This window comes from Bradyrhizobium ottawaense, from assembly GCF_002278135.3.
GTDB lineage: Bacteria > Pseudomonadota > Alphaproteobacteria > Rhizobiales > Xanthobacteraceae > Bradyrhizobium > Bradyrhizobium ottawaense.
The window spans coordinates 8,383,322-8,406,399 of sequence record NZ_CP029425.2; the positions used below are offsets into that span (position 1 = coordinate 8,383,322).

Genomic DNA, 23,078 nt, shown 5'->3' on the forward strand with positions numbered 1-23,078 from the left:
CCCTCCCCCGCAAGGGGGGAGGGAGCGCACCGCGGTTGCGGCGCGCACCCAGACCCAAGTCACCCGTTTACCCTCGCTCAAACACCAGCGTCAGATTGTTCGCGGGCATGTCGATCGTATCGACGAGGCGAAGACCCGCAGCCTTCGCGAGCGTCTCGACGTCGCCGATGTCGCGCACGCCCCAGTCGGGATTGCCTTCACGCAGGGAGGTGTCGAACACCGCATTGCTGAGCGCGGTGTGCTTCCCGTCGCGCTTGAACGGGCCATAGAGGAACAGCTTGCCGTCGGGGCGCAGGTAGCGACCGGCGCCGGCGAACAGGCCCTCGGCCACGGCCCAGGGTGCGATGTGGATGACATTGGCGCAGAACACCGCCGCAAGGCTCGTCGGCGTCTGTCCGCTTTTCATCTCCGGACACCAGTCGGGATCGGTGAGATCGATCCGCAGGGGGCTGCGGATGTTTGCGAGGCCCGTATGGACGCGCCAGGCTTCGATGCTCTTGAGGTGGCGCTGGTTGAGGTCGCTCGGCCACCAGATCAGGCCGGGCGTGTGGCGGGCGAAATGGACCACGTGCTGGCCGGTTCCGCTGCCGAGCTCGACCACGTTGCCGGTCAGCCCGGTGAGGTGCTTTTCCAGCGCCGCCCAGATGGGCAGGTGGTTGCGATGGAACGCCGGCGCATCGAGCCGCCCATCGGGCTCGACCCGTCCGCCATCCCTGCCAAATTCGACGACATATTCAGCCAAGTCAGTCCCCAATAAATGTGAAACAGAAAAGACGGCCCGTAAGGGCCAAACGCCCTAGAATAATTTGCTAGTGCCAACCTGCTGGGATGAACAAACTGTCTCATCGGTTGCAATGCGCAGGATATTAACTCCATTTTGCCGCGTGCATAGTCTTGATTGTCAGACGATGCCCTTTGTGCTTTGGAACGCTTATATTTCCGCAAACGAGATCATCGACATAACGCTTGGGACGACGCCTTGACCGCCTTTCATTGCAAGCTTGCCGTCCTGGTGGCGCTGCTCCTCTCCGCCGGCGCGGCTGTGGCTCCGGCGCGGGCACAATCCGCTGTCGCCGACGGCCAGAAGCTCGCTTTCGATCGCGGCAAGGGCAATTGCCTGACCTGCCACGTCATCAAAGGGGGCGACCTGCCGGGAACAATCGGGCCGGAACTGAAGGACCTCAAGGCCAAATACCCCGATCGCAACGAGCTGACCGCGATCATCTTCGACGAGACCAAGCGCAATCCGCAGACCATGATGCCGCCGTTCGGCCGGAACCGGATTTTGACCGAACAGGAGATCAGCGCGATCGTTGATTTCCTGCAGACCCTGTAACGGCCGGCTGCCCAGGAGACTTGCGATGACCACGACCACCGGCCCGCTTGCGACAAGGCGCCTGATCCTTCAGGGCGCGGCCTCTGTCGCGCTGCTCGGCCTTGGCAATCTGCCGTTCGCGGCGACGCCCGCGCGCGCCGCGGCCAACGACAAATATCCGGAAGAGGCCTTCAAGCAGAAGAACGAGGCCGACGCGATCAAGGCGCTCTATGGCAAGACCGCCGAGCCCTCGGACAAAGTCAAGCTGGATGCGCCCGAGATCGCCGAGAACGGTGGCGTGGTGCCGGTGTCGGTGACGACGACGCTCGACAAGGTCACCTCGATCTCGTTCTTCGTGACCGAGAACCCGTACGCGCTTGCCGCGTCCTACAAGATCGCCGACGGCACCATTCCGGGCGTCGCCAACCGGCTGAAAATGGCCAAGACCACCAAACTGGTCGCCATCGTCGAGGCTGACGGCAAGCTCTACAGCGCCACCAAGGAAGTGAAGGTCACCGTCGGCGGCTGCGGCGGCTAGGAGGATCGGTCCGATGGCATCAAGCATTCGCGTGCGCGCAACATCCAATGGCGACATCACCGAGGTGCAGGCGTTGATCCAGCACCCCATGGATACCGGCCTGGTCAAGGATCCCAAGGGTGAGCCGATCCCCGCGCACTTCATCCAGCAGCTGAAATTCGAATGTAACGGCAAGGACGTCTTCGTTGCCGATTGGGGCACTGCGGTCTCCAAGGACCCCTATGTCAAATTCAGCTTCAAAGGCGCCAAGAAGGGCGACGACCTCAAGATCTCCTGGACCGACAACAAGGGTGCGTCGGATACGACCACCGCGAAGATTTCGTGATGAAGACCCGATCTGCCCTGCTGCTTGGCTCGCTCAGCGCCGCGCTCGTGGCGTTCGCCCTCACCTCTCCGCGCGTCGTCGCGGCCGACAAGGTCGATCCCGTTGCCGACGCCAAGGCGTTCCAGAACTTCTTCTTCCAGAAATTTCCCGACGTGAAGCACGAGGACTTCGTCAACGGTCCGTATTCCATGAACGCGGACATGAAGCGGCAGTGGCAGGAGAAGGAGGAATTCCCTCCTTATGAGTTCGCGCTCGATGCCGGCAAGGAGATGTTTGCCACTCCGTTCAAGAACGGCAAGACCTATGCCGATTGCTTCTCCAACGGGGGCGTCGGCATCCGCCAGAACTATCCTTACTTCGACGAGAAGGAGGGCAAGGTCGTCACGCTGGAGCTCGCGCTCAACCGCTGCCGCGAGGCCAATGGCGAGGCGCCCTACTCCTACGTCAAGGACGAGATGGCCTCGCTCACCGCCTACATGGCCTTCACCTCGCGTGGCAAGCCGATGGACATCAAGATCCCCGATGATCCCCGCGCGCTCGCCGCGTTCGAGAACGGCAAGCGTTATTTCTACACGCGACGTGGCCAGATGAATTTCTCCTGCGCCAGCTGCCATGTGCAGAGCCCGGGCGAGCGCATCCGCGCCGAGATCCTGGCGCCGGCGCTCGGCATTTTGAACGCGATGCCGATCTACCGCTCCGAATGGAGCGGCATGGGCACGACCAGCCGCCGCTTCGTCACCTGCAACAGCCAGACCCGCGCGGTTCCGCTGGAGCCGCAATCGGACGAATATCGCGACGTCGAATATTTCCTGTCCTATGTCGCCAACGGCTTGCCGATATCAGGACCGGGAGCGCGGCCATGAAGCGGTCACTTCCCCTCGCCATGCTGCTGGCGCTCGGCCTCGCGTCAGCGGCGCGCGCGGCAAATGAAGCGGACTACAAGGCGGCCTATGCCACCGCTGAAGCCGCATCGAAGGAGGCTGCCGGCTTGCGCAACCAGTGGACCGTGACCGTCTCGACGCTGGCCGCGGCCAGGAAAGCGGCGGATGGCGGCGATTTCGACCGCGCCACCGCCGCAGCCAAGGAGGCCGAGGCGCTGGCAAAGGCGTCGATCTTCCAGGCGACCTCTGAAAAAGAAGCCTGGAAGGCGATGGAAATCCGCTAGACTGGCATCAACTGAAACAGTCTTGCGACATTGAGGGCGCGGAGAATTTTGATATGGCGATCCGCCGCCGCGATTTCCTGAAGGGCGCAGGCCTTGCCGCTGCATCGCTCAGTCTGCCGCGGCTTGCGCGGGGCACTGAGTCCGCGAGCATTTACGACCTCGAGCGCTTCGGCAACGCGCGCATCCTGCACATCACCGACACGCATGCGCAGCTCAACCCGGTTTATTTCCGCGAGCCCAGCATCAATATCGGCGTCGGTGAGATGGCCGGGCGGCCGCCGCATCTGGTCGGCCGCGCCTTCCTCGATCGTTTCGGCATCCGTCCCGACAGCGCCGATGCCTATGCCTTCACCTGTGTCGAGTTCGAGAAGTCTGCAGGCCGCTTCGGCAAGCTCGGCGGCTTTGCCCATCTGAAGACGCTGGTCGACCGCTTGCGCGGCGATGTCGGCGAGAAGCGCTCGCTGCTGGTCGACGGCGGCGATCTCTGGCAGGGCACCGGGCTTGCCAACGTCATGCAGGGCCGCGACATGGTCGAGGTCGCCAATCTGCTCGGCATCGAAGCGATGACCGGGCATTGGGAATTCACCTATGGCGAGCAGACGCTGCGCGACAATCTCGAGCGCTTCAAGGGCGAGTTTCTGGCGCAGAACGTGTTCCTGACCGAGGAAGCCGCGTTCAACGACGCTCCCGCCTTCGACAAGGCCACGGGACGCGTGTTCAAGCCTTCGATGATCAAGGAGATCGGCGGTCACCGGGTCGCGATCGTCGGCCAGGCCTTCCCTTACGTGCCGATCGCGCACCCTAAGCGGTTCACGCCGGACTGGACCTTCGGCATCCGCGAGGAGGAGTTGCAGAAGCATGTCGATGCCTTGCGCGGCACCGACAAGGTCGATGCCGTCATCCTGCTGTCGCACAACGGCATGGACGTCGACCTCAAGCTCGCAAGCCGCGTCACCGGCATCGATGTCATTCTCGGCGGCCATACCCATGACGCCGTGCCGCAGCCCATCGCCGTGAAGAACGCCGGCGGCACCACGCTCGTCACCAATGCCGGCTCCAACGGAAAATTCCTCGCCGTGCTCGATCTCGCGATCGACAAGGGCAAGGTCAGCGACATTCATTATCATCTGCTGCCGGTTTATTCCGAGCTGCTGAAGCCCGACCCCGGAATGGCCGAGCTGATTGGCCGGCTGCGCGCGCCGCATGTGACCGACTGGTCGGCAAAGATCGCAACGCCCGACCGCCTGCTCTATCGGCGCGGCAATTTCTCCGGGCCGGTCGACGAGCTGATCTGCACGGCGCTCCGCACCGAGCTCGATGCCGAGATCGCGCTGTCGCCGGGGTTCCGCTGGGGCGTCACCGCGCTGTCGGGCCAGGCCCTGACCATGGAGGATCTGCTCGCGGAAACTGCGATCACTTATCCCGAGACCTATGTCCAGGAGATGACGGGAGCCCAGATCAAGGACGTGCTGGAAGACGTCTGCGACAACCTCTTCAACGCCGATCCCTATTATCAGCAGGGCGGCGACATGGTGCGCGCCGGTGGACTCAGCTACACCTGCACGCCGACCGCCGCGATCGGCGGCCGCATCTCGGAAGTGAAACTCCATGGCGGCAAGGCGCTCAGCGCCAGCCACCGCTACAAGGTCGCAGGCTGGGCTTCGGTCAACGGCCAGCAAGGCGCGCCGGTGTGGGACGTCGTCGGCAAATATCTGCGCTCGGGCCGGATGTTTCAGGAGCGGCTCGGCTCCGGCGTGACGCTGAGAGGCGTCGAGGACAATCCGGGTATTGCGGGACAGGGATGAAGCGGGCGCAGATCTTATTTGCGCTACTACTGGCGCTACTGGTCCGGGCCGCGATCCTGCCGGCCTCGGCGCAGCAGGTGCCGCTTCAGGACAAGCCGTTCGCAGAGCACAGGATCGTGCTGCAGCTTTCCGACGGTGATGCAAGGAAGCAGGCGCTGGTGCTCAGCGTCGCCAACAATCTCTTGAAGGCGTACGACCCCGACAAGATCGCGATCGAGGTCGTCGCGTTCGGCCCCGGCGTCGATCTCCTGCTGTCCGGCAGCGAGCGTCGCAAGCAGGTCGAGAGCCTGATCGCGCAGGGCGTGCGCTTCGACATCTGTCTCAACACGGTGGATACGATCGAGCGCGAGACGGGCAAGCGGCCGGAATTCATTCCCGCGGCAACACCGGTGCAGGTCGGGGTCGGGCAGATCCTGTTCCTGGCGGAGAATGGGTATACGGTGGTGAGGCCGTAGCGTCTTCCGCAACACCCTCCCTCGTCGTCCCGGCGAAGGCCGGGACCCATACCGCGTGATCTATCGGTAGGGGCTGGTAGGAGTACCGAACGACTGATCTGCCCTAAACTGCTCCCTGTTATGGGTCCCGGCCTTCGCCGGGACGACAGCGAGTTATGCAAAATAATATTCCATATTTCCCTCCCAACACAGTGACTTGCTTCTCTTTTCGACCCGTGGCGTAGTAGAATTTGCAATCAGTTCCACGCCGGGTCTCTTGCCATGATCTTCCGCCAGCTCTTCGACAGCGTTTCGGGCACCTACAGCTACGTCCTTGCCAGCCGCCCCGGCGGCGAGGCGCTGATCCTCGATCCCGTGCTGGAGAAGGTCGATCGCTACTGCCAATTGCTGCGCGAGCTCGACCTCAAGCTGGTCAAGGCGGTCGACACCCATCTGCATGCCGACCACGTCACCGGCCTCGGCGAGCTGCGCGACCGCACCCATTGCATGACCGTGATGGGCGACCAGACCAAGGCCGACGTTGTGGCGATGCGGGTCGCCGACGGCGACAAGGTGACGATCGAGGGCCTGTCGCTCGACGTGATGTACACGCCCGGCCACACCGACGATTCCTATTCCTACCTGATGGGCGACCGCGTCTTCACCGGCGACACGCTGCTGATCCGCGGCACCGGCCGCACCGATTTCCAGAACGGCTCCTCGCGCGCGCAGTACGATTCGATCTTCAACCGGCTGCTCAAGCTGCCGGACGAGACGATGGTGTTTCCGGCGCACGACTACAAGGGCGACACCGTCTCCACCATCGGCGAGGAGAAGCGCTACAACCCGCGGCTCCAGGTGCGCTCGGTCGACGAATATATCGAGCTGATGGCCAACCTGAAGCTGCCCAATCCGAAGATGATGGACGTGGCGGTGCCCGCCAACATGCATGTCGGCCTGCATCAGGAGGAGCTGGAGAAGGAAGGCCGCGCGCTCAGCGCGGTCGAGGCGATCCGCATTCTCGGCCGGCCCGACATGCTGCTGGTCGATCTGCGCGAGACCAACGAGCGGATGAAGCACGGCATGCTCGAAGGCGCGCTGCATACGCCCTATCCGTCCGTCGAGGAGAGCCTCAAGCCCGGCGGCATGCTGCGCGAGGTCGCCGCCGCCACCGGCCGCCGCATCGTGTTCTTCTGCGCCTTCGGCGAGCGCTCGGCGATGGCGGTGGCCGCCGCCAAGGCGGCCGGCCTTTCCAACACCGCCCATATCGCCGGCGGCGTGGATGCCTGGAAGAAGGCGGGCGGGCCGCTCGTGCACTGACGGCCCTGCTTGCGATAGGTCAGAAACTACACATATGTTCCGGATAGGATCGGATGCAGCATCACCATCCGGGAACAGCCATGGCCAAGATCGGCAAGCCAAGCGAGCCGCCCAAAATCGCTGACAAAAAGCGGGCGGAAGACAAGGTGAAGATACCCCCGCCTCCGCTCGATGACGATGACTACGAGGACGGCGACATCGCGACGCCCAAGCGTGACCGCTACGGTCCGGATGACGAGTCGTTTTGAGGGGGGCTATGATCCGACGCTAGCGCCCCACTCTCCGCCGTCGTCCCTGCGAACGCAGGGACCCATAACCCCAGGGAGAAGTTGGCGGGGGATCGCCGTCCGGTACTGCGACCTGTTACAATCGAGATATCACGCGGTATGGGTCCCTGCGTTCGCAGGGACGACGACGTGGAGGCGCCCCAACGCCCCTCACTTCCCCCACCCGCACTACCTGCCATGCGCCTGCGTTCATGGACAAATAACCGCTCTCCCCGATAGTTTGCGCGCCTTCCAGGGAGTGAAACCGGAATTGCAATGGTCGACGTTCTCGCCGCACCGCAGCAAGGCAAGGCGGACAGCGCGCTACGCACGCTGACCGGAATCTCGATTGCGCATTGGGTCAGCCATTTCCACCTGCTGGTCCTGCCGATGCTGTTCCCGTTCCTCAAGGCTCAGCTCGGCGTCGGCTATATCGAGCTCGGCTTCGCGCTCACCGTGTTCGCGGTGGTGTCCGGATTGACGCAGGCGCCGACCGGCTATCTCGTCGACCATTTTGGCGCGCGACGAATTCTGCTGGCCGGCCTCACGCTCGGCGGCTTCGCGCTGATCCTGCTCGGTCTGCACCTCAGCTACGCCTCGCTGATCGCCTGCGCCGTGCTGCTGGGTCTCGCCAATAGCGTCTATCACCCCGCCGACTACGCGATCCTGGCCGAGCACATGGACGAGGCACGGATGGGCCGCGCCTTTTCGATCCACACCTTTGCCGGGTTTCTTGGCGGCGCGGTGGCGCCGGCAATCGTGGCTGCACTCGTCACCCTGTCGGGCGGCGTCGGCGCGCTGATCGCCTCGGGTGCGATCGGCATTGCGGTGGCGTTGCTGCTGCTCGTCATGAACATTCCCGACGCCGGCGCCAGCAAGAAGAAGCCAGGCGCGGAGAACGCGCCGAAGCAGGCTGTCATCACGCCGGCGCTGATCGTGCTGACCGCGCTGTTCATGCTGCTCAGCCTGTCGGTCGCCGGTATCAACAATTTCGGCGTCGTCGCGCTGATGAGCGGCTATGGCACGTCCTACTCGGCCGCCAACGTCATGCTGACGGCATTCCTCGGCGCCAGCGCCGCCGGCGTGCTGGCCGGCGGTTTCCTTGCCGATCACACCGAACGCCATGGCTATGTCGCAGCGGCCTGCTTCGCCGTGAACGCGGCAATCGTGCTGCTGATCGCGCTCGTGACGCTGCCCGGCTGGGCGCTGACTGCCGCGATGACGGCGGCGGGCTTTCTGTCCGGCGTGATCGCCCCCTCGCGCGACATGCTGGTGCGCAATGCGGCTCCTCCCGGCGCTGCGGGGCGCGCCTTCGGCATCGTCTCCACCGGCTTCAATCTCGGCGGCATCATCAGCCCGCTGCTGTTCGGCTGGATCATGGACCAGAGTGCGCCACACTGGGTGTTCGGCGCGTCGGTGGTGTTCATGGTGGCGACGGTGGCGCTGTCCCCGTTCACGGAGCGGAAGCGACAAGCCGGTTCTTGAGGAGCGAGAGCGGCTGCCACAAATTCAATCGTCGTCCCCGCCTAGTGCGCAATTGCGCACGGGGGGCGGGGACCCATAACCCCAGGGAGCGGTTGTGGAGCGAAGCTGCCAACTACGAGTCTTCGCCAAACTCCTCCCTGTGGCTATGGGTCCCGGATCTGCGCTGCGCTTGTCCGGGACGACGAAAGAAGACTTAGAAAAACAAAAACAGGAAGAAACACATGAGCACCCCTGATCTCGTCATCCGCGGCGGCACCGTTGCGGATGGAAACGGCGGCGAACTGTTCGAGGCCGACGTCGCCATCACCGGCGGCAGGATCAGCGAGGTCGGCAAGGTCTCTGGCAAAGGCGCCGAGGAAATCGACGCACGCGGAAAGCTGGTGACGCCGGGTTTCGTCGACGTGCACACCCATTACGACGGCCAGGTCACCTGGAGCCAGGACATCACGCCGTCGTCGCAGAACGGCGTCACCACGGCGATCATGGGCAATTGCGGCGTCGGCTTCGCGCCGTGCAAGCCCGCCGACCACACCCGCCTGATCCAGCTGATGGAAGGCGTCGAGGACATTCCCGAGCCCGTCCTGAGCGCCGGCATTCCCTGGGCCTGGGAGAGCTTTCCGGACTACATGAACTGGCTCTCCAAGCGCGATTTCGACATCGATGTCGGTGCGCAGCTGCCGCATGCGGCGCTACGGGTCTATGTCATGGGCGAGCGCGGCGCACGCCGCGACCCCTCGACCACCGAAGACAATGCCGCAATGGCCAAGCTCGCGGGCGAGGCGGTTCGCTCCGGCGCGCTCGGCTTCTCGACCTCGCGCACGCTCAACCACCGCACCTCCACCGGCGACTTCACGCCGACGCTAAAGGCCGGCGAAGACGAGCTCACCGCGATCGCCGGGGCGATGCACAGCCAGGGCCGCAGCGTGCTGCAATTCGTGCTCGATCTCTCCACCATCCACGAAGACTTGCCGATGATGTTGCGGGTCGCCGACACGACGAAGTGTCCGATCTCGTTCTCGATCACGCAGAACGACAGATCGCCAAACCGCTGGCGCCAGACGCTGGACGAGATCAATGCGGCGGCGAAGCGCGGCCTCTCCATCACCGCGCAGATCGCGGCGCGCCCGGTCGGCCTGCTGCTCGGGCTCGAGCTGTCGCGCAATCCGTTCCAGACCCATCCTAGCTACAAGGCGATCGCGCATCTTCCCTTGAAGGAGCGGCTGGCGCGGCTGCACCAGGCCGACGTGCGCAAGGCAATCCTGAGCGAGACGGCAACCGCCACCGACGATCCGCTGTTCTTCCGGCCCAACTACGACAAGATGTTTTTGCTCGGCGATCCCCCCGATTACGAGCAGCCGCCGGAGAACGCGCTGGGGCCGCAGGCGCGCAAGCAGGGCCGTCAGCCGGAAGAGCTCGCCTATGACGCGATGCTGTCGGACCAGGGCCGCGGCATGCTCTACGTGCCGTTCCTGAACTATGCCGACGGCAATCTCGATGCGACGCGCGAGATGCTGATCGACCCGCAATCGGTGCCGGGCCTGTCCGACGGCGGCGCGCATTGCGGCATCATCTGCGATGCCAGCTTCCCGACCTATCTGCTGACGCATTGGACACGCGACCGCACGCGCGGCGAGAAGCTGTCGATCCCGTTCGTGGTCGCAGCGCAGTCGCGCAAGACCGCACTCTCGGTCGGCCTCACCGATCGCGGCCTGATTGCGCCCGGCTACAAGGCCGACGTCAACGTGATCGACTATGACCGTCTGCACCTGCATCCGCCGAAGGTGCATTACGATCTGCCGGTCGGCGGGCGGCGGCTGTTGCAGGACGTCGACGGCTACGAGGCGACGATCGTCTCAGGCGTGGTGACGCGGCGGCATGGCGAGGCCACGGGCCGCCGGCCGGGGAAGCTGATCCGCGGGGCGCAGGGGGTGAATTAGCAGCTGATGGTGAGTGAGGCGCGAAGTCCGCGCCTCATTCTCAGTGTCGTCCTTGCGAACGCAGGGACCCATAACCACAGGGAGCGGTTATGGGGCTAAACTGTAACTCCGAGTCGTCGCCAAACCCCTCCCTGTGGTTATGGATCCCGGATCTGCGCTTCGCTTGTCCGGGACGACAGTTGGGGTTGTGGCCGGCGGCCTCTATCTAACCCTCGCCCGCCCCCTTACGTGGGCGAGACCGCACCCTTCAACGATGCTGCCTGCGGCGCCGCACCGCGCGTCAGCCTGGCCTTTTCCGAGTTCGGCCACAGCAGCAGCAGGCCGAGCAGGCCGGAGCCGACCATGATCACGGCGTTGATGGTGAAGCCGGCCATGTAGCCATCGACCGTGCTGCCGGCGCGCTGGATCATCGCCCCCATCACGGCCGGCGCGATGATGCCGGCCAGCGTGTAGAGCGCACCATAGATCGCGAGGATCGCGCCGCGCTGCGACGTCGGCGTGAACTCGCCGAGCATCGGCGGGCAGACCACATAGATCGCCCCGCACAGGCCAGAGCCGACCACGAGCAGCGCGATCTGCAAGCCCGCGCCCTGAACATGCGGCATCACCGCCAGAATCAGCCCGCCGATCACCAGCGGCACCGAGCCGAGCACGCCGCGAGCCACGCGGGTGTTGTAGCCGCGCGCCATCATCACCTGCGAGATCCACCCGGTGAGAATGACGATGGTGGCACCGAACACCCAGGGCAGGATCGAGATGAAGCCGGCCTGGCTCTGCGAGAAGCCGAGCCCCTTGACGATGAACGGCGTGAACCAGGTCAGGCCGAGCGAGAGTGCCCAATAGGCACCGAAGGTCGCCGCGACGCAGCCGATGAAGGTGCGAGAGGTGAGAAGCTGCAAGTAAGGGATCTTCTGCTCGGTCGCGGCCAGGACCTGCGTGTCCTCCAGCGGGCCTTCCTTGCCGAGCGCGAGCCAGGCACAAACCCAGATCAGGCCGACCACGCCGAGCGCGCCGAAGGCATAGTGCCAGGAATGATTGACGATGACCCAGTTCAGCGCCGGCACCGCCAGGATCACGCCGAAGGCCGAGCCCTGCGACAGGATCGCGGTCGGCAGCGTGCGCTTCTCGTCGGGGAACCATTTGTAGATCGCGTGCGCGGCGACGGAGAAGGCCGGGCCCTCGCCGGCACCCAGCACGATGCGGCAGATCAGCAGCGTAGTGAAGGAGACGGTGCCGACCATCGGAAACTGCGCCAGCGCCCAGATCACTGCGAGCACGAGCAGCACCCAGCGTGTCGGCACCTTGTTGACGATGAAGCCGACCACAATGGCGGCGATCGAGAACAGGAAGAAGAACGAGGAGCCGAGCAGGCCGAACTGCTCCGGGGTGAGCTTCAGATCGGTCATGATCGGCACGCCGGCGAGACCGACGACGATCTTGTCGGCGAAGTTCACGACCATGAAGAGGAAGAGGAGAAAGGTGACGGTCCAGGCGCCCTTCGGCGTTCCCTTGGTCCCGATCGTCTTGCTGGCTACCTCCGTCGTTCCCTCAGCGCTCATGATTCTCCCCGTCGATGTCTTTTGGCACTTTTTTGATTTGGCTATCTTGGGAGCTAACAACGGCTTCGAGACCAACGCAACCCGGCATTTCCGCAGCAAGTGTGCTACGCAGCAATTCCGCTAATTCCGCCCGGCGCCATTCATCGTGTTGAGCATCCGAAATCTCTCCAAGACTTTCTCCTCGGCCGGCGAACCGGTCCATGTGCTGCGTGGCGTCGATCTCGACCTTAAGGAGGGTGAACGCGTCGCGCTGACCGGCGAGTCCGGCAGCGGCAAGAGCACATTGTTGCACCTGATCGCGGGACTCGATGCCGCCGATGGCGGCACGATCCGGCTGCAAGACACCGAAGTCACCGCGCTGTCCGATGCAGGGCGCGCCAGCTTGCGGCGCGACCAGATCGGCCTGGTTTTTCAGCAATTCAACCTGATCCCGAGCCTGTCGGTCGGGGACAATCTGGTTTTCCAGGCGCGGATCGCCGACCGTCACGATGCAGCCTGGACCAAGGAGCTGGTCGAACGGCTCGGCCTCGGCCCTCTCCTGAAGCGCTATCCCGAGCAATTGTCCGGCGGCCAGCAGCAGCGGGTCGCGATCGGCCGGGCACTGGCGACAAAGCCCTCGCTGCTGTTGGCGGACGAGCCGACCGGCAATCTCGACGAGGCCACGGCCGAAAACGTGCTGGCGCTGACGCGCGACCTCGTCGCGCGCACCGGCTGCGGCTTCCTGATGGTGACCCATAGCCTGCATCTGGCCGGCACGCTCGACCGCCACCTCACCCTGCATGCGGGGCGGATCGCATGAGACGCGCGCTCTGGGTGCTCGCAGTGCTGCTCAGCCATTGGCGGCGTCACAAGATGCAGTTCGCGACGCTGCTGGTCGGGTTGATCGCGGCGACCGCGCTGTGGAGCGGCGTGCAGGCCATCAACCAGCAGGCCCGCAATGCCTATGACCGCGCCGCGGCGACGTTCGGCGGCGCCCGCACCGCCATGCTGATCGCGCCTGCTGGCGCGACATTTCCCCAGGAGCTGTTCATCAAACTCCGCCGTGCCGGCTGGCCGGTGTCGCCGGCGCTGGAGGGGCGGGTCCAGATCAACGGACGCTCGGTGCGGCTGCTCGGGATCGAGCCGGTCACCCTGCCGGTCGAAATCGGCAACGCACCGCGTCTTGGTGCTGCGGATCTAGGCAGTTTTGTTGCACCGCCGGGCCAGACATTGGTGGCGCGGGAGACGCTGAGCGACTTGCAGGAAACGGAAGGCGCGGCGCCACCGATCAGCAACGGCGCGAAATTGCCGCCGCTGCGCGTGTTGCCGCAGCTCGCGCCCGGCGTGCTGGTGGTCGATATCGGCGTGGCGCAGCGTCTGCTGAACAAGCCGGATCAGGTCTCGCGGCTTCTGATCGGCAAGCCCAGGAGCAAGCCTGCGCCGCTGGCAAGCGTGGTCGGCGACCGGCTGCAGCTGGTTGAGCCGAACGCGGAGACCGAGCTGGAGCGCCTCACCGACAGCTTTCATCTCAACCTCACGGCGTTCGGCCTTTTATCGTTCTTCGTCGGCCTGTTCATCGTCAACTCGGCCGTCGGCCTCGCCTTCGAGCAGCGGCTGCCGATGTTGCGGACCTTGCGCGCCTGCGGCGCCTCGGCGCGGCTGGTCAACACCGTGCTGGTGATCGAGCTCGTGGCGCTGGCGCTGATCGCCGGCCTGATCGGGCTCGTCTGCGGCTATTTCATCGCGGCAGTGCTGCTGCCCGACGTCGCGGCGTCGCTGCGCGGGCTCTATGGCGCACAGATCCCGGGGCAGCTGACCTTACAGCCTGAATGGTGGCTCGCCGGCATCGGCATCAGCATTGCGGGCGCGCTGGTTGCGGCGGCGACCAGCCTGATCAAGGCGATCAGGATGCCGGTGCTGGCGACGGCGCAGCCGCGCGCCTGGCAGCAGAGGCAGCGCCGCTGGCTGATCCTGCAAAGTCTGGCCGCCTGCGCCGTGTTCGCGGTCGCGCTGCTGCTGCTCCAGTACGGGCAATCGCTGATCGCAGGCTTTGGCGTGCTGGCGGCGTTGATGTTCGGTGCGGCCCTGATCCTGCCGGCGCTGCTCGAGATCATCCTGCTCGCGGGCCAGCGCGCCGCGAGGAAGCCGCTTGCGCTGTGGTTCTGGGCGGACAGCCGGCAGCAGCTTTCCGGATTGTCGCTGGCGCTGATGGCGCTGCTGCTCGCGCTCGCCGTCAATGTCGGCGTGTCCACCATGGTGGAAACCTTCAGCCGCACCTTCCTCGGCTGGCTCAACGGTCGGCTCGCCGCCGACGTCTACATCAGCGCCTCGGACAATGCGCAAGGCGTTGCCATCCGCAACTGGCTGCGCGAGCGCAGCGACGTACAGGCGATCCTGTCGGGCGGCCGCGCCGAGGCGCAGGTTCAGGGCCAGCCGGTGGAGCTGCTCGGCCTGCCCGATCACGCGCTCTATCGCGAACGCTGGCCGCTGCTGGAAACCGCGCCGCGCGGCTGGAGCCGGCTCGTGCCGGGCAATGCCGCCTTCATCAGCGAGCAGCTCAGCCGCCGCCTCAACGTCCGCATCGGCGACGTCGTCGAGGTGCCGGCGCCAGGCGGGACCTGGGAGCTCGACATCGTCGGCATCTATGCCGATTACGGCAACCCTAAGGGGCAGCTGACCGTCAACGTCGCGGCGCTGATCCGGCAGTTTCCGCAGACGCCGCAGACGCGGATCGGCCTGATCGTCGCGAAGGAGAATATCCTCGGCCTGATCGCGGCGTTGCAGAAACAGTTTGCGCTCGACGACCGCAGTGTCGCCGACCAGGCGACGGTGAAGGCCGAATCGATCCGCATCTTCAACCGCACCTTCGCAGTGACCTCGGCGCTGAACGCCTTCACACTCGGTGTCGCCGGGATCGCGCTGTTCACGAGCCTGCTGACGCTGGCGAACTCCCGCCTGCCGCACCTCGCGCCGCTATGGGCGATCGGCATCACGCGGCCGCGCCTTGCCGCGATCGAATTGACCAAGACGCTGTCGGTGGCGCTGTTCACGGCGCTGCTGGCCGTTCCGCTCGGGCTCCTGGTGGCGTGGTGCCTGATCGCGATCGTGAACGTGAAGGCGTTCGGCTGGCGGCTGCCGTTCCACGTGTTTCCGCTGCAACTGGTCGAGCTGGTCGCGGTCGCGCTGTTGGCGTCGCTGCTGGCGGCGCTGTTGCCGGTGGCACGGCTGGCGCGGATGCAGCCGGCAAATCTCGTCAAGGTGTTTGCCAATGAACGCTGATCGCATGTCGCGCCGCGCCTTCGCCGGCGGCATCGCTGCGCTGGCCCTCGCACGCCGCGCCAGCGCGCAAGGCTATGCGGGGCTCGGTGAAAAAGCGGATGGCTTTGGGAAGGTGACGCCGGGAAAGCTGTTTGCCTTTCCTGGCGATCACGGGCCGCATCCGGAGTTTCGCATCGAATGGTGGTATCTGACGGCAAACCTCATCGACGGCAGCGGCGCGGCTTGCGGCCTGCAATGGACGCTGTTCCGTCAGGCGGCGCAGCCAGGCCCTCAAGGCGAAGGCTGGGCCAATCAGCAGGTCTGGATGGCGCATGCCGCAGTGACGCGCGCCGACACCCACCGCTTCAACGAAGTCTTTTCACGCGGCGGCGTCGGCCAGGCCGGCGTCACGGCCAAGCCGTTCGATGCCTGGATCGACGATTGGGAGATGAAGGCTCTCGAGCGAACCGATGACCGCACTTTGGCGCCGCTGGCGCTGAGGGCGTCCAGCACAGATTTCAGCTACGCACTGACGCTGGAGGCCGATCGCGCTGTGGTGCTGCAAGGCGATCGCGGCTACAGCCGCAAATCGGAGCGTGGCCAGGCGTCCTATTATTACAGCCAGCCGTTCTACCGCGCCCGCGGCACGCTCACCATCGACGACAAGCCGGTCGATGTCTCGGGCCAGGCCTGGATGGACCGCGAATGGAGCAGCCAGCCGCTCGACGCCGACCAGACCGGCTGGGACTGGCTGTCGCTGCATCTGTCGTCAGGCGACAAGCTGATGCTGTACCGGCTGCGGCAGAAGGACGGCAAAGACTATCCCTTCGGCAACTGGATCAGCGCCGCCGGCGAAACGCAGATGATCGCCGGCGGCGACATCCAGATGATGCCGAAAGCGACGGCGGAGGTTGCGGGACGCAAGCTGCCGGTGGAATGGCAGATCGCGATCCCGTCGCGATCGTTCTCGATCCACTGCAAGCCGCTCAATCCCGGGGCCTGGATGGGGACCGGCTTCTCCTATTGGGAGGGGCCGATCAGCTTTGCCGGGACGCATGACGGCGTTGGCTATCTCGAGCTGACCGGGTATTGAAGCGCGGTCTGTTTGAAGGAACCAGCGATGTATCATTTCACCGCTCTCGTCACGCTGCTGGCGATCGCATTTTATTTCTTCACCGCCATCAACGTCTCGAGCGCGCGCACCAAGACCGGCGTCAAGGTGCCGGCGATGTCGGGCCATCCGGATTTCGAACGCGCCTTCCGCATCCAGGCGAACACGCTGGAATGGATGCCGATTGTCCTGCCGGCGCTCTGGCTGTTCGCGGTCTATATCGGCGACGGCATCGCGGCGGGGATCGGCGCCGTCTGGATCATCGGCCGCATCGTCTATTTCATTGGTTATTCGAAAGCGGCAGCCAAGCGCGGCCCGGGCTTCATGATCCAGGGCATCGCCGCCATCGCACTGTGGGCCGGCGCGCTGGGTGCAGTGGTGTTGCGGCTGGTGTGAGGCGGGGGCCGCGGCCACACGTTCCGCTGTCGTCCCGGGGCGCGAAGCGAGCCCGGGACCCATAACCACAGGACGAAGTTGTAGCGCGAGCCGATCACTCCGAGTCCCCGTAACCACACAGTCCTGTGGTTATGGGTCCCGGATCTGCGCTTCGCCCTCGACAACGCTACGCGTTGCCAAGGGCTGCGCTTGTCCGGGACGACACTGAGTTATTGGCGCGATCCTCGCCCCTACTTCGTCAGCGGGCAGCCGCTGTCCTTGGCGGTGAAGAAGGCCTTGTCGCCGGGGACGGTGGCGAGCAGCTTGTAATAGTCCCAGGGCTTCTTCGATTCCGACGGCTTCTTGACCTCGAACAGATACATGTCGTGGATCATGCGGCCGTTCTCGAGCACCTTGCCGCCTTGCGCGAAGTCGTCGTCGACCGGCAGCTCCTTCAGCTTCCTGGCAACCGCATCCGGATCCTTGGTGCCTGCCGCCTTGACCGCCTTCAGGTAGCTCAGCGTCGCCGAATAGGTGCCGGCCTGGATCATGTTCGGCATCCGGCCGGTGCGCTTGAGGAAGCGTTCGCCGAGATTGCGGGACTTGTCGTTGACGTCCCAGTAATAGCCTTCGGTCAGCACCAGGCCCTGTGCAGCCTGGAGGCCAAGGCCATTTACTTCGGCGAGCGTCATCAGCAGGCCGGCGAGCTTCTGGCCGCTGGCGACGATGCCGAACTCGGACGCCTGCTTGATCGAATTGGTGGTGTCGAGGCCGGCATTGGCAAGGCCGACGATCTTCGCCTTCGAGCTCTGCGCCTGCAGCAGGAACGAGGAGAAGTCCGAGGAGTTGAGCGGCACGCGCACCGAGCCGACCACCTTGCCGCCATTGGCGGTGACGATCTCGCTGGTGTCCTTCTCCAGCGCGTAGCCGAAGGCGTAGTCCGCGGTGAGGAAGAACCAGGTGTCGCCGCCGGCCTTGGTCAGCGCACCACCGGTGCCGACGCCGAGCGCGCGGGTGTCGTAGGCCCAGTGGAAGCCGTAGGGCTGGCAGGCATCGCCTGTCAGCCGCGAGGTGGCGGCGCCGACGACGATGTCGATCTTCTTCTTTTCCTTGGACAGCTCGTGGATCGCGAGCGCGACCGAGGAGGTCGTCAGCTCCGTGATCATGTCGACGTTCTCGACGTCGTACCAGCGCCGCGCGATCGAGGTCGCGAGGTCGGCCTTGTTCTGGTGGTCGGCGGTGACGAGCTCGACCTTCTGACCCAGCACCTCGCCGCCAAAATCCTCGATCGCCATCCTGGCCGCCTCGACCGACCATTTGCCGCCGTAATCGGCATAGACGCCGGACTGGTCGTTGAGGATGCCGATCTTGACGCCTTGCGCGGAGGCCGGCGCCGCCAGCACCAGAGCAGAGGTTGCGACGGCGGCCAAAAGTGCTGATTTCATCTGTTATCTCCCAGCAGTTTTCTGTTTTGAAATCGCGCGGATACTAGGGAAGAACCCCGCGCCTGCCCATCCATTTCAAGTTGGTCGTTAGTATGGAGGTCGCCACAAAAATGGCGTCGTCCCGGGGCGCGACGAAGTCGCGAACCCGGGACCCATAACCACAGGAAGGAGTTTTGCGAAGAGCTTCGCGCCAAACTCCTCCCTGGGGTTATGGATCCCCGCATTCGCGGGGATGACGGCGAGGATGTGGACACACCGGTGGCCATCACGTGCGCTTAAGAAGCCACCACCTCCGGCTTCTTCCCCTCATTCCGCCCCTCGGCCAGGTTCCGCACCACCACGTAGAAGATCGGCGTGAACAACAGGCCGAACAGGGTGACGCCGATCATGCCGAAGAACACGGCGACGCCGACGGCCTGCCGCATCTCCGAGCCGGAGCCGCTCGATATCACCAATGGCAGCACGCCGAGGATGAAGGCGAAGGAGGTCATCAGGATCGGCCGCAGGCGCAAGCGGCAGGCGTCGATCACCGCCTCCAGCCGCGGCTTGCCCTCGTTCTCGATGTCGCGCGCGAACTCGACGATCAGGATCGCGTTCTTGGCCGCCAGCCCCACCAGCACGACGAAGCCGATCTGGGTGAGGATGTTGACGTCCTGGCCCATGATGCGCACGCCGATGGTGGCGGCGAGCAGGCACATCGGCACGATCAGGATCACCGCGAACGGCAAGGTCCAGCTGCCATATTGCGCAGCGAGCACGAGGTAGACGAACAGCACGCAGATCGGGAACACGTAGAGGCCGGCATTGCCGCCGGTGATCTGCTGGTAGGACAGATCGGTCCATTCGAAGGTGAAGCCGCTCGGCAAGGTGTCGTCCGCCAGCTTCTTGATGGTGTTGAGCGCGGTGGTCGAGCTGGTGCCCGGCGCCGGCTCGCCCTGGAGCTCGGACGCGGCATAGAGATTGTAGCGCGCGACGCGGTCGGGACCCGAGACATCCCTGAACTCGACCACGCTGCCGAGCATCACCATGTCGCCGGAGGCGTTGCGTGTGCGCAGGCGTGCGAGGTCGCTGGGCTCTTTCCGGAACGGGAAGTCGGCCTGCGCGGTGACGTGATAGGTGCGGCCGAACAGGTTGAAGTCGTTGACATAGGTCGATCCGAAATAGCTCTGGATCGTGTCGTTGATATTGGAGATGGGAACGCCGAGCTTCTGCGCCTTGGTGCGGTCGATGTCGACGAAGAGCTGCGGCGTGTTGGCCGAGAACGGCGAGAACACCGTGGGGCCGAGCAGCGAGGGCGATTTGCGCGCCGCGGCGACAAGCTCGTCGGTGGCCGCAGCGAGCAACTCAGGCCCGCGGCCCTGACGGTCCTGGATGCGGATGGTGAAGCCGCCGCCGGTGCCGATGCCAGGCACGGCCGGCGGCGGGATCACGATGATGAAGGCGCCCTGGATCGCGGACAGGCGCTTGCGCAGCTCGACCGTGATGGCGTTGGCCGTCAATCCTTTCTTGATCCGCGCCTCTGGTTCGTCGAACACCGGGAACAGCGCGGCGGCATTGCCCGCCTGTGTGCGGGTGGCACCGGAGAAGCCGGCAAAGGCGGCGACACGAACGATGCCCGGCGTGTCCAGCGAGATCCGCTCGATCTCGCGCACGACCTCGGTGGTGCGCGCCAGCGAAGCCGCGCCCGGCAATTGCACGGATACGATGACGTAGCCGCGGTCCTGCGCCGGGATGAAGCCTTGCGGCGTGGTCGCGATCAACCAGCCGGCGCTTCCGATCAGCACGACATAGATCAGGATCATCACCACCGAGTGCCGGATCACGAAATTGGCGAGGCCGGCATAGCCGTGCGCCAGACGGTCGAACACGCGATTGAATACGCCGGTGAAGGCATTCCAGCCGCGCGCGATGACATTCCAGCTTGCCGGCGGCTGCTTCTCCTCGTGCGGCACCAGGATCTGCGAGGCCAGCGCCGGCGACAGCGTCAGCGAGCAGAAGCAGGAGATCGCGGTCGCAACCGCAATGGTGACGGCGAATTGCTGGAAGAACTGCCCGGAAATACCGCCCAGAAAGGCGGTCGGCACGAACACCGCGCAGAGCACCAGCGCGATCGAGACCAGCGCGCCGCCGACCTCCTCCATCGTCTTGAGCGCGGCATCGCGCCGGCTCATGCCATGCTCGAGATGCCGCTCGACGTTCTCGACCACCACGATAGCATCATCGACCACGATGCCGACCGCGAGGACGAGGCCGAACAGTGTGAGGTTGTTGATCGAGAAGCCCAGCGCCGCCATCACCGCGAAGGTACCGACCAGCGACACCGGGATCGCGATGATCGGAATGATCGCGGGACGCCAGCCCTGCAGGAACACCAGCACGACGATGACGACGAGCAGCATGGCCTCATAGATGGTCTTGATCAGCTCGTGGACGGACTGAGCGATGAATTCGGTCGGGTTGTAGCCGATATTGTAGTCGAGGCCTTTCGGGAAGCTCTCCTTCAGCCTCGTCATGGTGTCGGTAATGTTCTTCGCGGTAGCGAGAGCGTTCGATCCCGGCCGCTGCGTCACCAGCATGGCGACCGCGGATTTGCGCAGCAGGAAGCTGTTGGTGCTGTAGGCGAGCGCCCCGAGCTCGATGCGGGCGACGTCACGCAGCCGCACCACGCGGCCGTCCGAGCCGGCCTTGATCAGGATGTCCTCGAACTGCTTCTGGTCCTTCAGGCGGCCCGTGAAGGTGAGGTTCGGCTGGAAGGCGCGGTCGGCGATCGGCGGCTCGGCGATCTGGCCGCCGGCGATCTGCACGTTCTGCGCGCGGATCGCGGCCAGCACCTCCGCCGAGGTCAGGCCGAGATTGGCAATCCGGTCAGGATCGAGCCACAGCCGCATCGAATAGTCGCGGGCACCGAATATCTGGATGTCGCCAACGCCGTCGAGACGCAGCAGCTGGTCGCGGACCTGGAGCAGCGCGTAATTGGAGATGTAGAGCTGGTCGAAGGTGTCGTCGGGCGACAGCATGAACACGACCATCAGGATATCGGGCGAGTTCTTGCGCGTGGTGACGCCGTTGCGCTGGACCTCCTCGGGCAGTCGCGGCTGCGCGATCGCGACGCGGTTCTGCACCAGCACCTGGGCCTTGTCGAGATCGGTGCCGAGCTTGAAGGTGACGGTGATGGTGAGCTGGCCGTTCGAGGTTGCCTGGCTGTAGAGATACAGCATGTCCTCGACGCCGTTGATCTCCTGCTCGATGGGAGCCGCGACCGTGTCGGACACGGTCTGCGCGGAGGCACCGGGATATTGCGTGGTGACGACGACGGTCGGCGGCACCACTTGCGGATATTCGGACACCGGCAGCGTGGTGTAGGCGAGCGCACCGACGATCAGGAGCACGATCGACAGCACCATCGCCAGGATGGGCTGGTTGATGGAGAGACGACCGAGATTCATGACTTGCCACCGGCCGGGGCTTGCGCGGTCTGCGGGGCAACCTTGGCACCGACACGGGCACGCTGGATGCCGTTGACGATGACGCGATCCTCGGCCTTCAATCCTTCGCGGATCACGCGCAGGCCGTCGTCCAGCGGTCCGAGCACCACGGGACGCGCCTCGACGGTGTCGTCGGGCTTCACCACGAACACGATCTTGCGGGACTGGTCGGTCGCAACAGCGACGTCCGGAATCAGCAGGGCCTCATAGGGCGCGCTGCCGATCAGCCGGACGCGACCGAATTGGCCGGGCAGGATCGACAGATCGGTATTCTTGACCACGGCGCGGCTGCGTAGCGTGCCGGTCGAAACGTCGAGCCGGTTATCGAGGAAGTTGATGGTGCCTTCATGGGACGGCTTGGTTTCGCCGGCGAGCGTCACCTGCACCGGATTGGCCGTGTCGCGCGAGCTCGGACGCCGCCCTTCGAACCACAGCTTGCTGTATTTGATGAAGGTCGCCTCATCCATGTCGAAATAGACGTAGATCGGGTCGAGCGTGACGATGGAGGTCAGGAGGGTCGAAGAGCCATTGTCGCTGCCCTGCACGAGATTGCCGGGGCTGACGAGATGGCGGCTGACGCGGCCGGTCAACGGTGCCGTCACATGCGTGAATTCGATGTTCAGTCTGGCCGCTTTGAGCGCGCCTTCAGCCTGCACCTCCGCGGCATGCGCAGCTTGCAGGGCCTGACGGCGCTGATCGACGACCTGCTCGGAGACCGCGCTGGTCTGCACCAGGCTGAGGCCGCGGTCGAGTTCGCGCTTGGCAAGTTCCACCTTGGCCCGTGCATCCGACAGCTGCCCTTCCGCCTGCGTGGCCACCGCCTCGAACGGACGCGGGTCGATCACGTAAAGCAGATCGCCCTGATGCACGATGGCGCCGTCCTGGAATTCGACCGAGTTGACGAAGCCGCCGACGCGCGGGCGCACCTGCACCTCCTCAACCGCTTCGAAGCGGCCGGTGAACTCGTCCCAATCGGTAACGGTGCGCTTGACCGGCTGGGCGACCGTCACGGGCGCCGGCGGCGGCGCAGACGCTTGCGAGGTGGGCTGCCCGCAACCGGTGAGCGCGAACGAAGCGACGAGGAGGCCCGCGAGTGCGTAATGCCGCGGCTGGACGAATTCGTGCTTTTTGACAAGTCGCTCGCTTCCATCCGGTCCAGCCATCCCAGGTCCTCGCATCGTCCTCATGCCAAAGGCCGCGGAAAAGGCAGGGTAGGCATTTACCCGCGGGCGTCCCAAGATGGGTGGAGTTGATGAACACTTCAAGACCAAAGCGC

Annotated in this window: 20 protein-coding genes; 15 read left to right on the forward strand and 5 right to left on the reverse strand. The window is 64.9% G+C overall.

Translation table 11 applies throughout. The features are described 5' to 3' along the window. Positions 1-67: 67 nt before the first annotated feature. Positions 68-742: a DUF938 domain-containing protein gene (locus CIT37_RS39225; RefSeq protein WP_095424999.1), complete on the reverse strand. Its 675-nt coding sequence runs from the start codon at positions 740-742 to the stop codon at positions 68-70. 267 nt (positions 743-1,009) lie between these two features. Between CIT37_RS39225 and soxX the strand changes: the two genes are divergently transcribed. The 11 genes from soxX (at position 1,010) to CIT37_RS39280 (ending at position 10,590) form a co-directional block, all read left to right on the forward strand. After that, positions 1,010-1,336, forward strand: a complete 327-nt coding sequence (soxX, locus tag CIT37_RS39230) for a sulfur oxidation c-type cytochrome SoxX (protein WP_085968002.1) — start codon at positions 1,010-1,012, stop codon at positions 1,334-1,336. Positions 1,337-1,361: 25 nt separating this feature from the next. Beyond that, the gene (gene soxY, locus CIT37_RS39235; protein WP_038970738.1) at positions 1,362-1,853 is read left to right on the forward strand and encodes a thiosulfate oxidation carrier protein SoxY; all 492 of its coding nucleotides are present in this window, start codon (positions 1,362-1,364) and stop codon (positions 1,851-1,853) included. 13 nt (positions 1,854-1,866) lie between these two features. Further along, entirely contained in the window at positions 1,867-2,178 is a 312-nt protein-coding gene (gene soxZ, locus CIT37_RS39240) for a thiosulfate oxidation carrier complex protein SoxZ (protein WP_095424998.1), read from the forward strand. Continuing rightward, positions 2,178-3,041 carry a sulfur oxidation c-type cytochrome SoxA gene (soxA, locus tag CIT37_RS39245; RefSeq protein ID WP_028139706.1) on the forward strand — a complete coding sequence of 288 codons (864 nt, stop codon included), beginning with the start codon at positions 2,178-2,180 and terminating at the stop codon, positions 3,039-3,041. Before soxZ ends, soxA begins: the two co-directional genes overlap by 1 nt. Beyond that, positions 3,038-3,343 (forward strand): hypothetical protein, encoded by a 306-nt coding sequence (locus CIT37_RS39250; protein WP_095424997.1) that lies wholly within the window; start codon positions 3,038-3,040, stop codon positions 3,341-3,343. The genes soxA and CIT37_RS39250 overlap by 4 nt, the downstream gene beginning before the upstream one ends. 53 nt (positions 3,344-3,396) lie before the next feature. Next, complete coding sequence (gene soxB, locus CIT37_RS39255) at positions 3,397-5,148, forward strand: thiosulfohydrolase SoxB (protein WP_095424996.1); 1,752 nt, start codon at positions 3,397-3,399, stop codon at positions 5,146-5,148. Beyond that, a complete protein-coding gene (locus tag CIT37_RS39260) occupies positions 5,145-5,603 on the forward strand; it encodes a DsrE family protein (protein WP_095424995.1) in 459 nt (152 codons plus the stop codon). Before soxB ends, CIT37_RS39260 begins: the two co-directional genes overlap by 4 nt. A gap of 261 nt (positions 5,604-5,864) precedes the next feature. After that, positions 5,865-6,902: an MBL fold metallo-hydrolase gene (locus tag CIT37_RS39265; protein ID WP_028139702.1), complete on the forward strand. Its 1,038-nt coding sequence runs from the start codon at positions 5,865-5,867 to the stop codon at positions 6,900-6,902. 80 nt (positions 6,903-6,982) lie between these two features. Beyond that, positions 6,983-7,150, forward strand: a complete 168-nt coding sequence (locus CIT37_RS39270; protein WP_162832267.1) for a hypothetical protein — start codon at positions 6,983-6,985, stop codon at positions 7,148-7,150. Positions 7,151-7,444: 294 nt separating this feature from the next. Further along, the gene (locus CIT37_RS39275; RefSeq protein WP_028139701.1) at positions 7,445-8,653 is read left to right on the forward strand and encodes an MFS transporter; all 1,209 of its coding nucleotides are present in this window, start codon (positions 7,445-7,447) and stop codon (positions 8,651-8,653) included. A 221-nt stretch (positions 8,654-8,874) separates the two neighbouring features. Beyond that, positions 8,875-10,590, forward strand: coding sequence for an N-acyl-D-amino-acid deacylase family protein (locus tag CIT37_RS39280; protein ID WP_028139700.1), 1,716 nt, complete (start codon positions 8,875-8,877; stop codon positions 10,588-10,590). Positions 10,591-10,814: 224 nt separating this feature from the next. Here the strand turns inward: CIT37_RS39280 and CIT37_RS39285 are convergent, their stop codons facing one another. Next, positions 10,815-12,149, reverse strand: a complete 1,335-nt coding sequence (locus tag CIT37_RS39285) for an MFS transporter (RefSeq protein WP_095424994.1) — start codon at positions 12,147-12,149, stop codon at positions 10,815-10,817. Between the two features lie 145 nt (positions 12,150-12,294). On the opposite strand from CIT37_RS39285, the gene CIT37_RS39290 reads away from it, so the two are divergent. From CIT37_RS39290 to CIT37_RS39305, 4 genes are read left to right on the forward strand one after another with little or no spacing between them, the layout of a single operon-like run. Continuing rightward, positions 12,295-12,948 (forward strand): ABC transporter ATP-binding protein, encoded by a 654-nt coding sequence (locus tag CIT37_RS39290; protein WP_095424993.1) that lies wholly within the window; start codon positions 12,295-12,297, stop codon positions 12,946-12,948. Continuing rightward, entirely contained in the window at positions 12,945-15,407 is a 2,463-nt protein-coding gene (locus CIT37_RS39295) for an FtsX-like permease family protein (protein ID WP_095424992.1), read from the forward strand. The genes CIT37_RS39290 and CIT37_RS39295 overlap by 4 nt, the downstream gene beginning before the upstream one ends. Continuing rightward, complete coding sequence (locus CIT37_RS39300) at positions 15,397-16,479, forward strand: lipocalin-like domain-containing protein (protein WP_095424991.1); 1,083 nt, start codon at positions 15,397-15,399, stop codon at positions 16,477-16,479. Before CIT37_RS39295 ends, CIT37_RS39300 begins: the two co-directional genes overlap by 11 nt. A gap of 27 nt (positions 16,480-16,506) precedes the next feature. Continuing rightward, the gene (locus tag CIT37_RS39305; protein WP_038946835.1) at positions 16,507-16,893 is read left to right on the forward strand and encodes an MAPEG family protein; all 387 of its coding nucleotides are present in this window, start codon (positions 16,507-16,509) and stop codon (positions 16,891-16,893) included. 230 nt (positions 16,894-17,123) lie between these two features. Here CIT37_RS39305 and CIT37_RS39310 read toward each other — a convergent pair whose 3' ends face one another. From CIT37_RS39310 to CIT37_RS39320, 3 genes are all read right to left on the reverse strand, one after another. Continuing rightward, positions 17,124-18,317, reverse strand: a complete 1,194-nt coding sequence (locus CIT37_RS39310) for an ABC transporter substrate-binding protein (RefSeq protein WP_028139694.1) — start codon at positions 18,315-18,317, stop codon at positions 17,124-17,126. A 275-nt stretch (positions 18,318-18,592) separates the two neighbouring features. Further along, positions 18,593-21,763, reverse strand: a complete 3,171-nt coding sequence (locus CIT37_RS39315; protein ID WP_028139693.1) for an efflux RND transporter permease subunit — start codon at positions 21,761-21,763, stop codon at positions 18,593-18,595. Continuing rightward, positions 21,760-22,965, reverse strand: coding sequence for an efflux RND transporter periplasmic adaptor subunit (locus tag CIT37_RS39320; RefSeq protein WP_161966293.1), 1,206 nt, complete (start codon positions 22,963-22,965; stop codon positions 21,760-21,762). Before CIT37_RS39320 ends, CIT37_RS39315 begins: the two co-directional genes overlap by 4 nt. Positions 22,966-23,078 lie beyond the last annotated feature (113 nt).

Bases quoted from the DNA above. Each gene is read 5' to 3' on its own strand.
- CIT37_RS39305 (WP_038946835.1), top strand. From the start codon at position 16,507: ATGTATCATTTCACCGCTCTCGTCACGCTGCTGGCGATCGCATTTTAT.
- CIT37_RS39270 (WP_162832267.1), top strand. From the start codon at position 6,983: ATGGCCAAGATCGGCAAGCCAAGCGAGCCGCCCAAAATCGCTGACAAA.
- CIT37_RS39265 (WP_028139702.1), top strand. From the start codon at position 5,865: ATGATCTTCCGCCAGCTCTTCGACAGCGTTTCGGGCACCTACAGCTAC.
- CIT37_RS39310 (WP_028139694.1), bottom strand. From the start codon at position 18,317: ATGAAATCAGCACTTTTGGCCGCCGTCGCAACCTCTGCTCTGGTGCTG.
- CIT37_RS39285 (WP_095424994.1), bottom strand. From the start codon at position 12,149: ATGAGCGCTGAGGGAACGACGGAGGTAGCCAGCAAGACGATCGGGACC.
- CIT37_RS39280 (WP_028139700.1), top strand. From the start codon at position 8,875: ATGAGCACCCCTGATCTCGTCATCCGCGGCGGCACCGTTGCGGATGGA.
- CIT37_RS39320 (WP_161966293.1), bottom strand. From the start codon at position 22,965: ATGGCTGGACCGGATGGAAGCGAGCGACTTGTCAAAAAGCACGAATTC.
- soxY (WP_038970738.1), top strand. From the start codon at position 1,362: ATGACCACGACCACCGGCCCGCTTGCGACAAGGCGCCTGATCCTTCAG.
- CIT37_RS39295 (WP_095424992.1), top strand. From the start codon at position 12,945: ATGAGACGCGCGCTCTGGGTGCTCGCAGTGCTGCTCAGCCATTGGCGG.
- CIT37_RS39250 (WP_095424997.1), top strand. From the start codon at position 3,038: ATGAAGCGGTCACTTCCCCTCGCCATGCTGCTGGCGCTCGGCCTCGCG.
- CIT37_RS39300 (WP_095424991.1), top strand. From the start codon at position 15,397: ATGAACGCTGATCGCATGTCGCGCCGCGCCTTCGCCGGCGGCATCGCT.
- CIT37_RS39315 (WP_028139693.1), bottom strand. From the start codon at position 21,763: ATGAATCTCGGTCGTCTCTCCATCAACCAGCCCATCCTGGCGATGGTG.
- CIT37_RS39260 (WP_095424995.1), top strand. From the start codon at position 5,145: ATGAAGCGGGCGCAGATCTTATTTGCGCTACTACTGGCGCTACTGGTC.
- soxB (WP_095424996.1), top strand. From the start codon at position 3,397: ATGGCGATCCGCCGCCGCGATTTCCTGAAGGGCGCAGGCCTTGCCGCT.
- CIT37_RS39275 (WP_028139701.1), top strand. From the start codon at position 7,445: ATGGTCGACGTTCTCGCCGCACCGCAGCAAGGCAAGGCGGACAGCGCG.
- soxZ (WP_095424998.1), top strand. From the start codon at position 1,867: ATGGCATCAAGCATTCGCGTGCGCGCAACATCCAATGGCGACATCACC.
- soxA (WP_028139706.1), top strand. From the start codon at position 2,178: ATGAAGACCCGATCTGCCCTGCTGCTTGGCTCGCTCAGCGCCGCGCTC.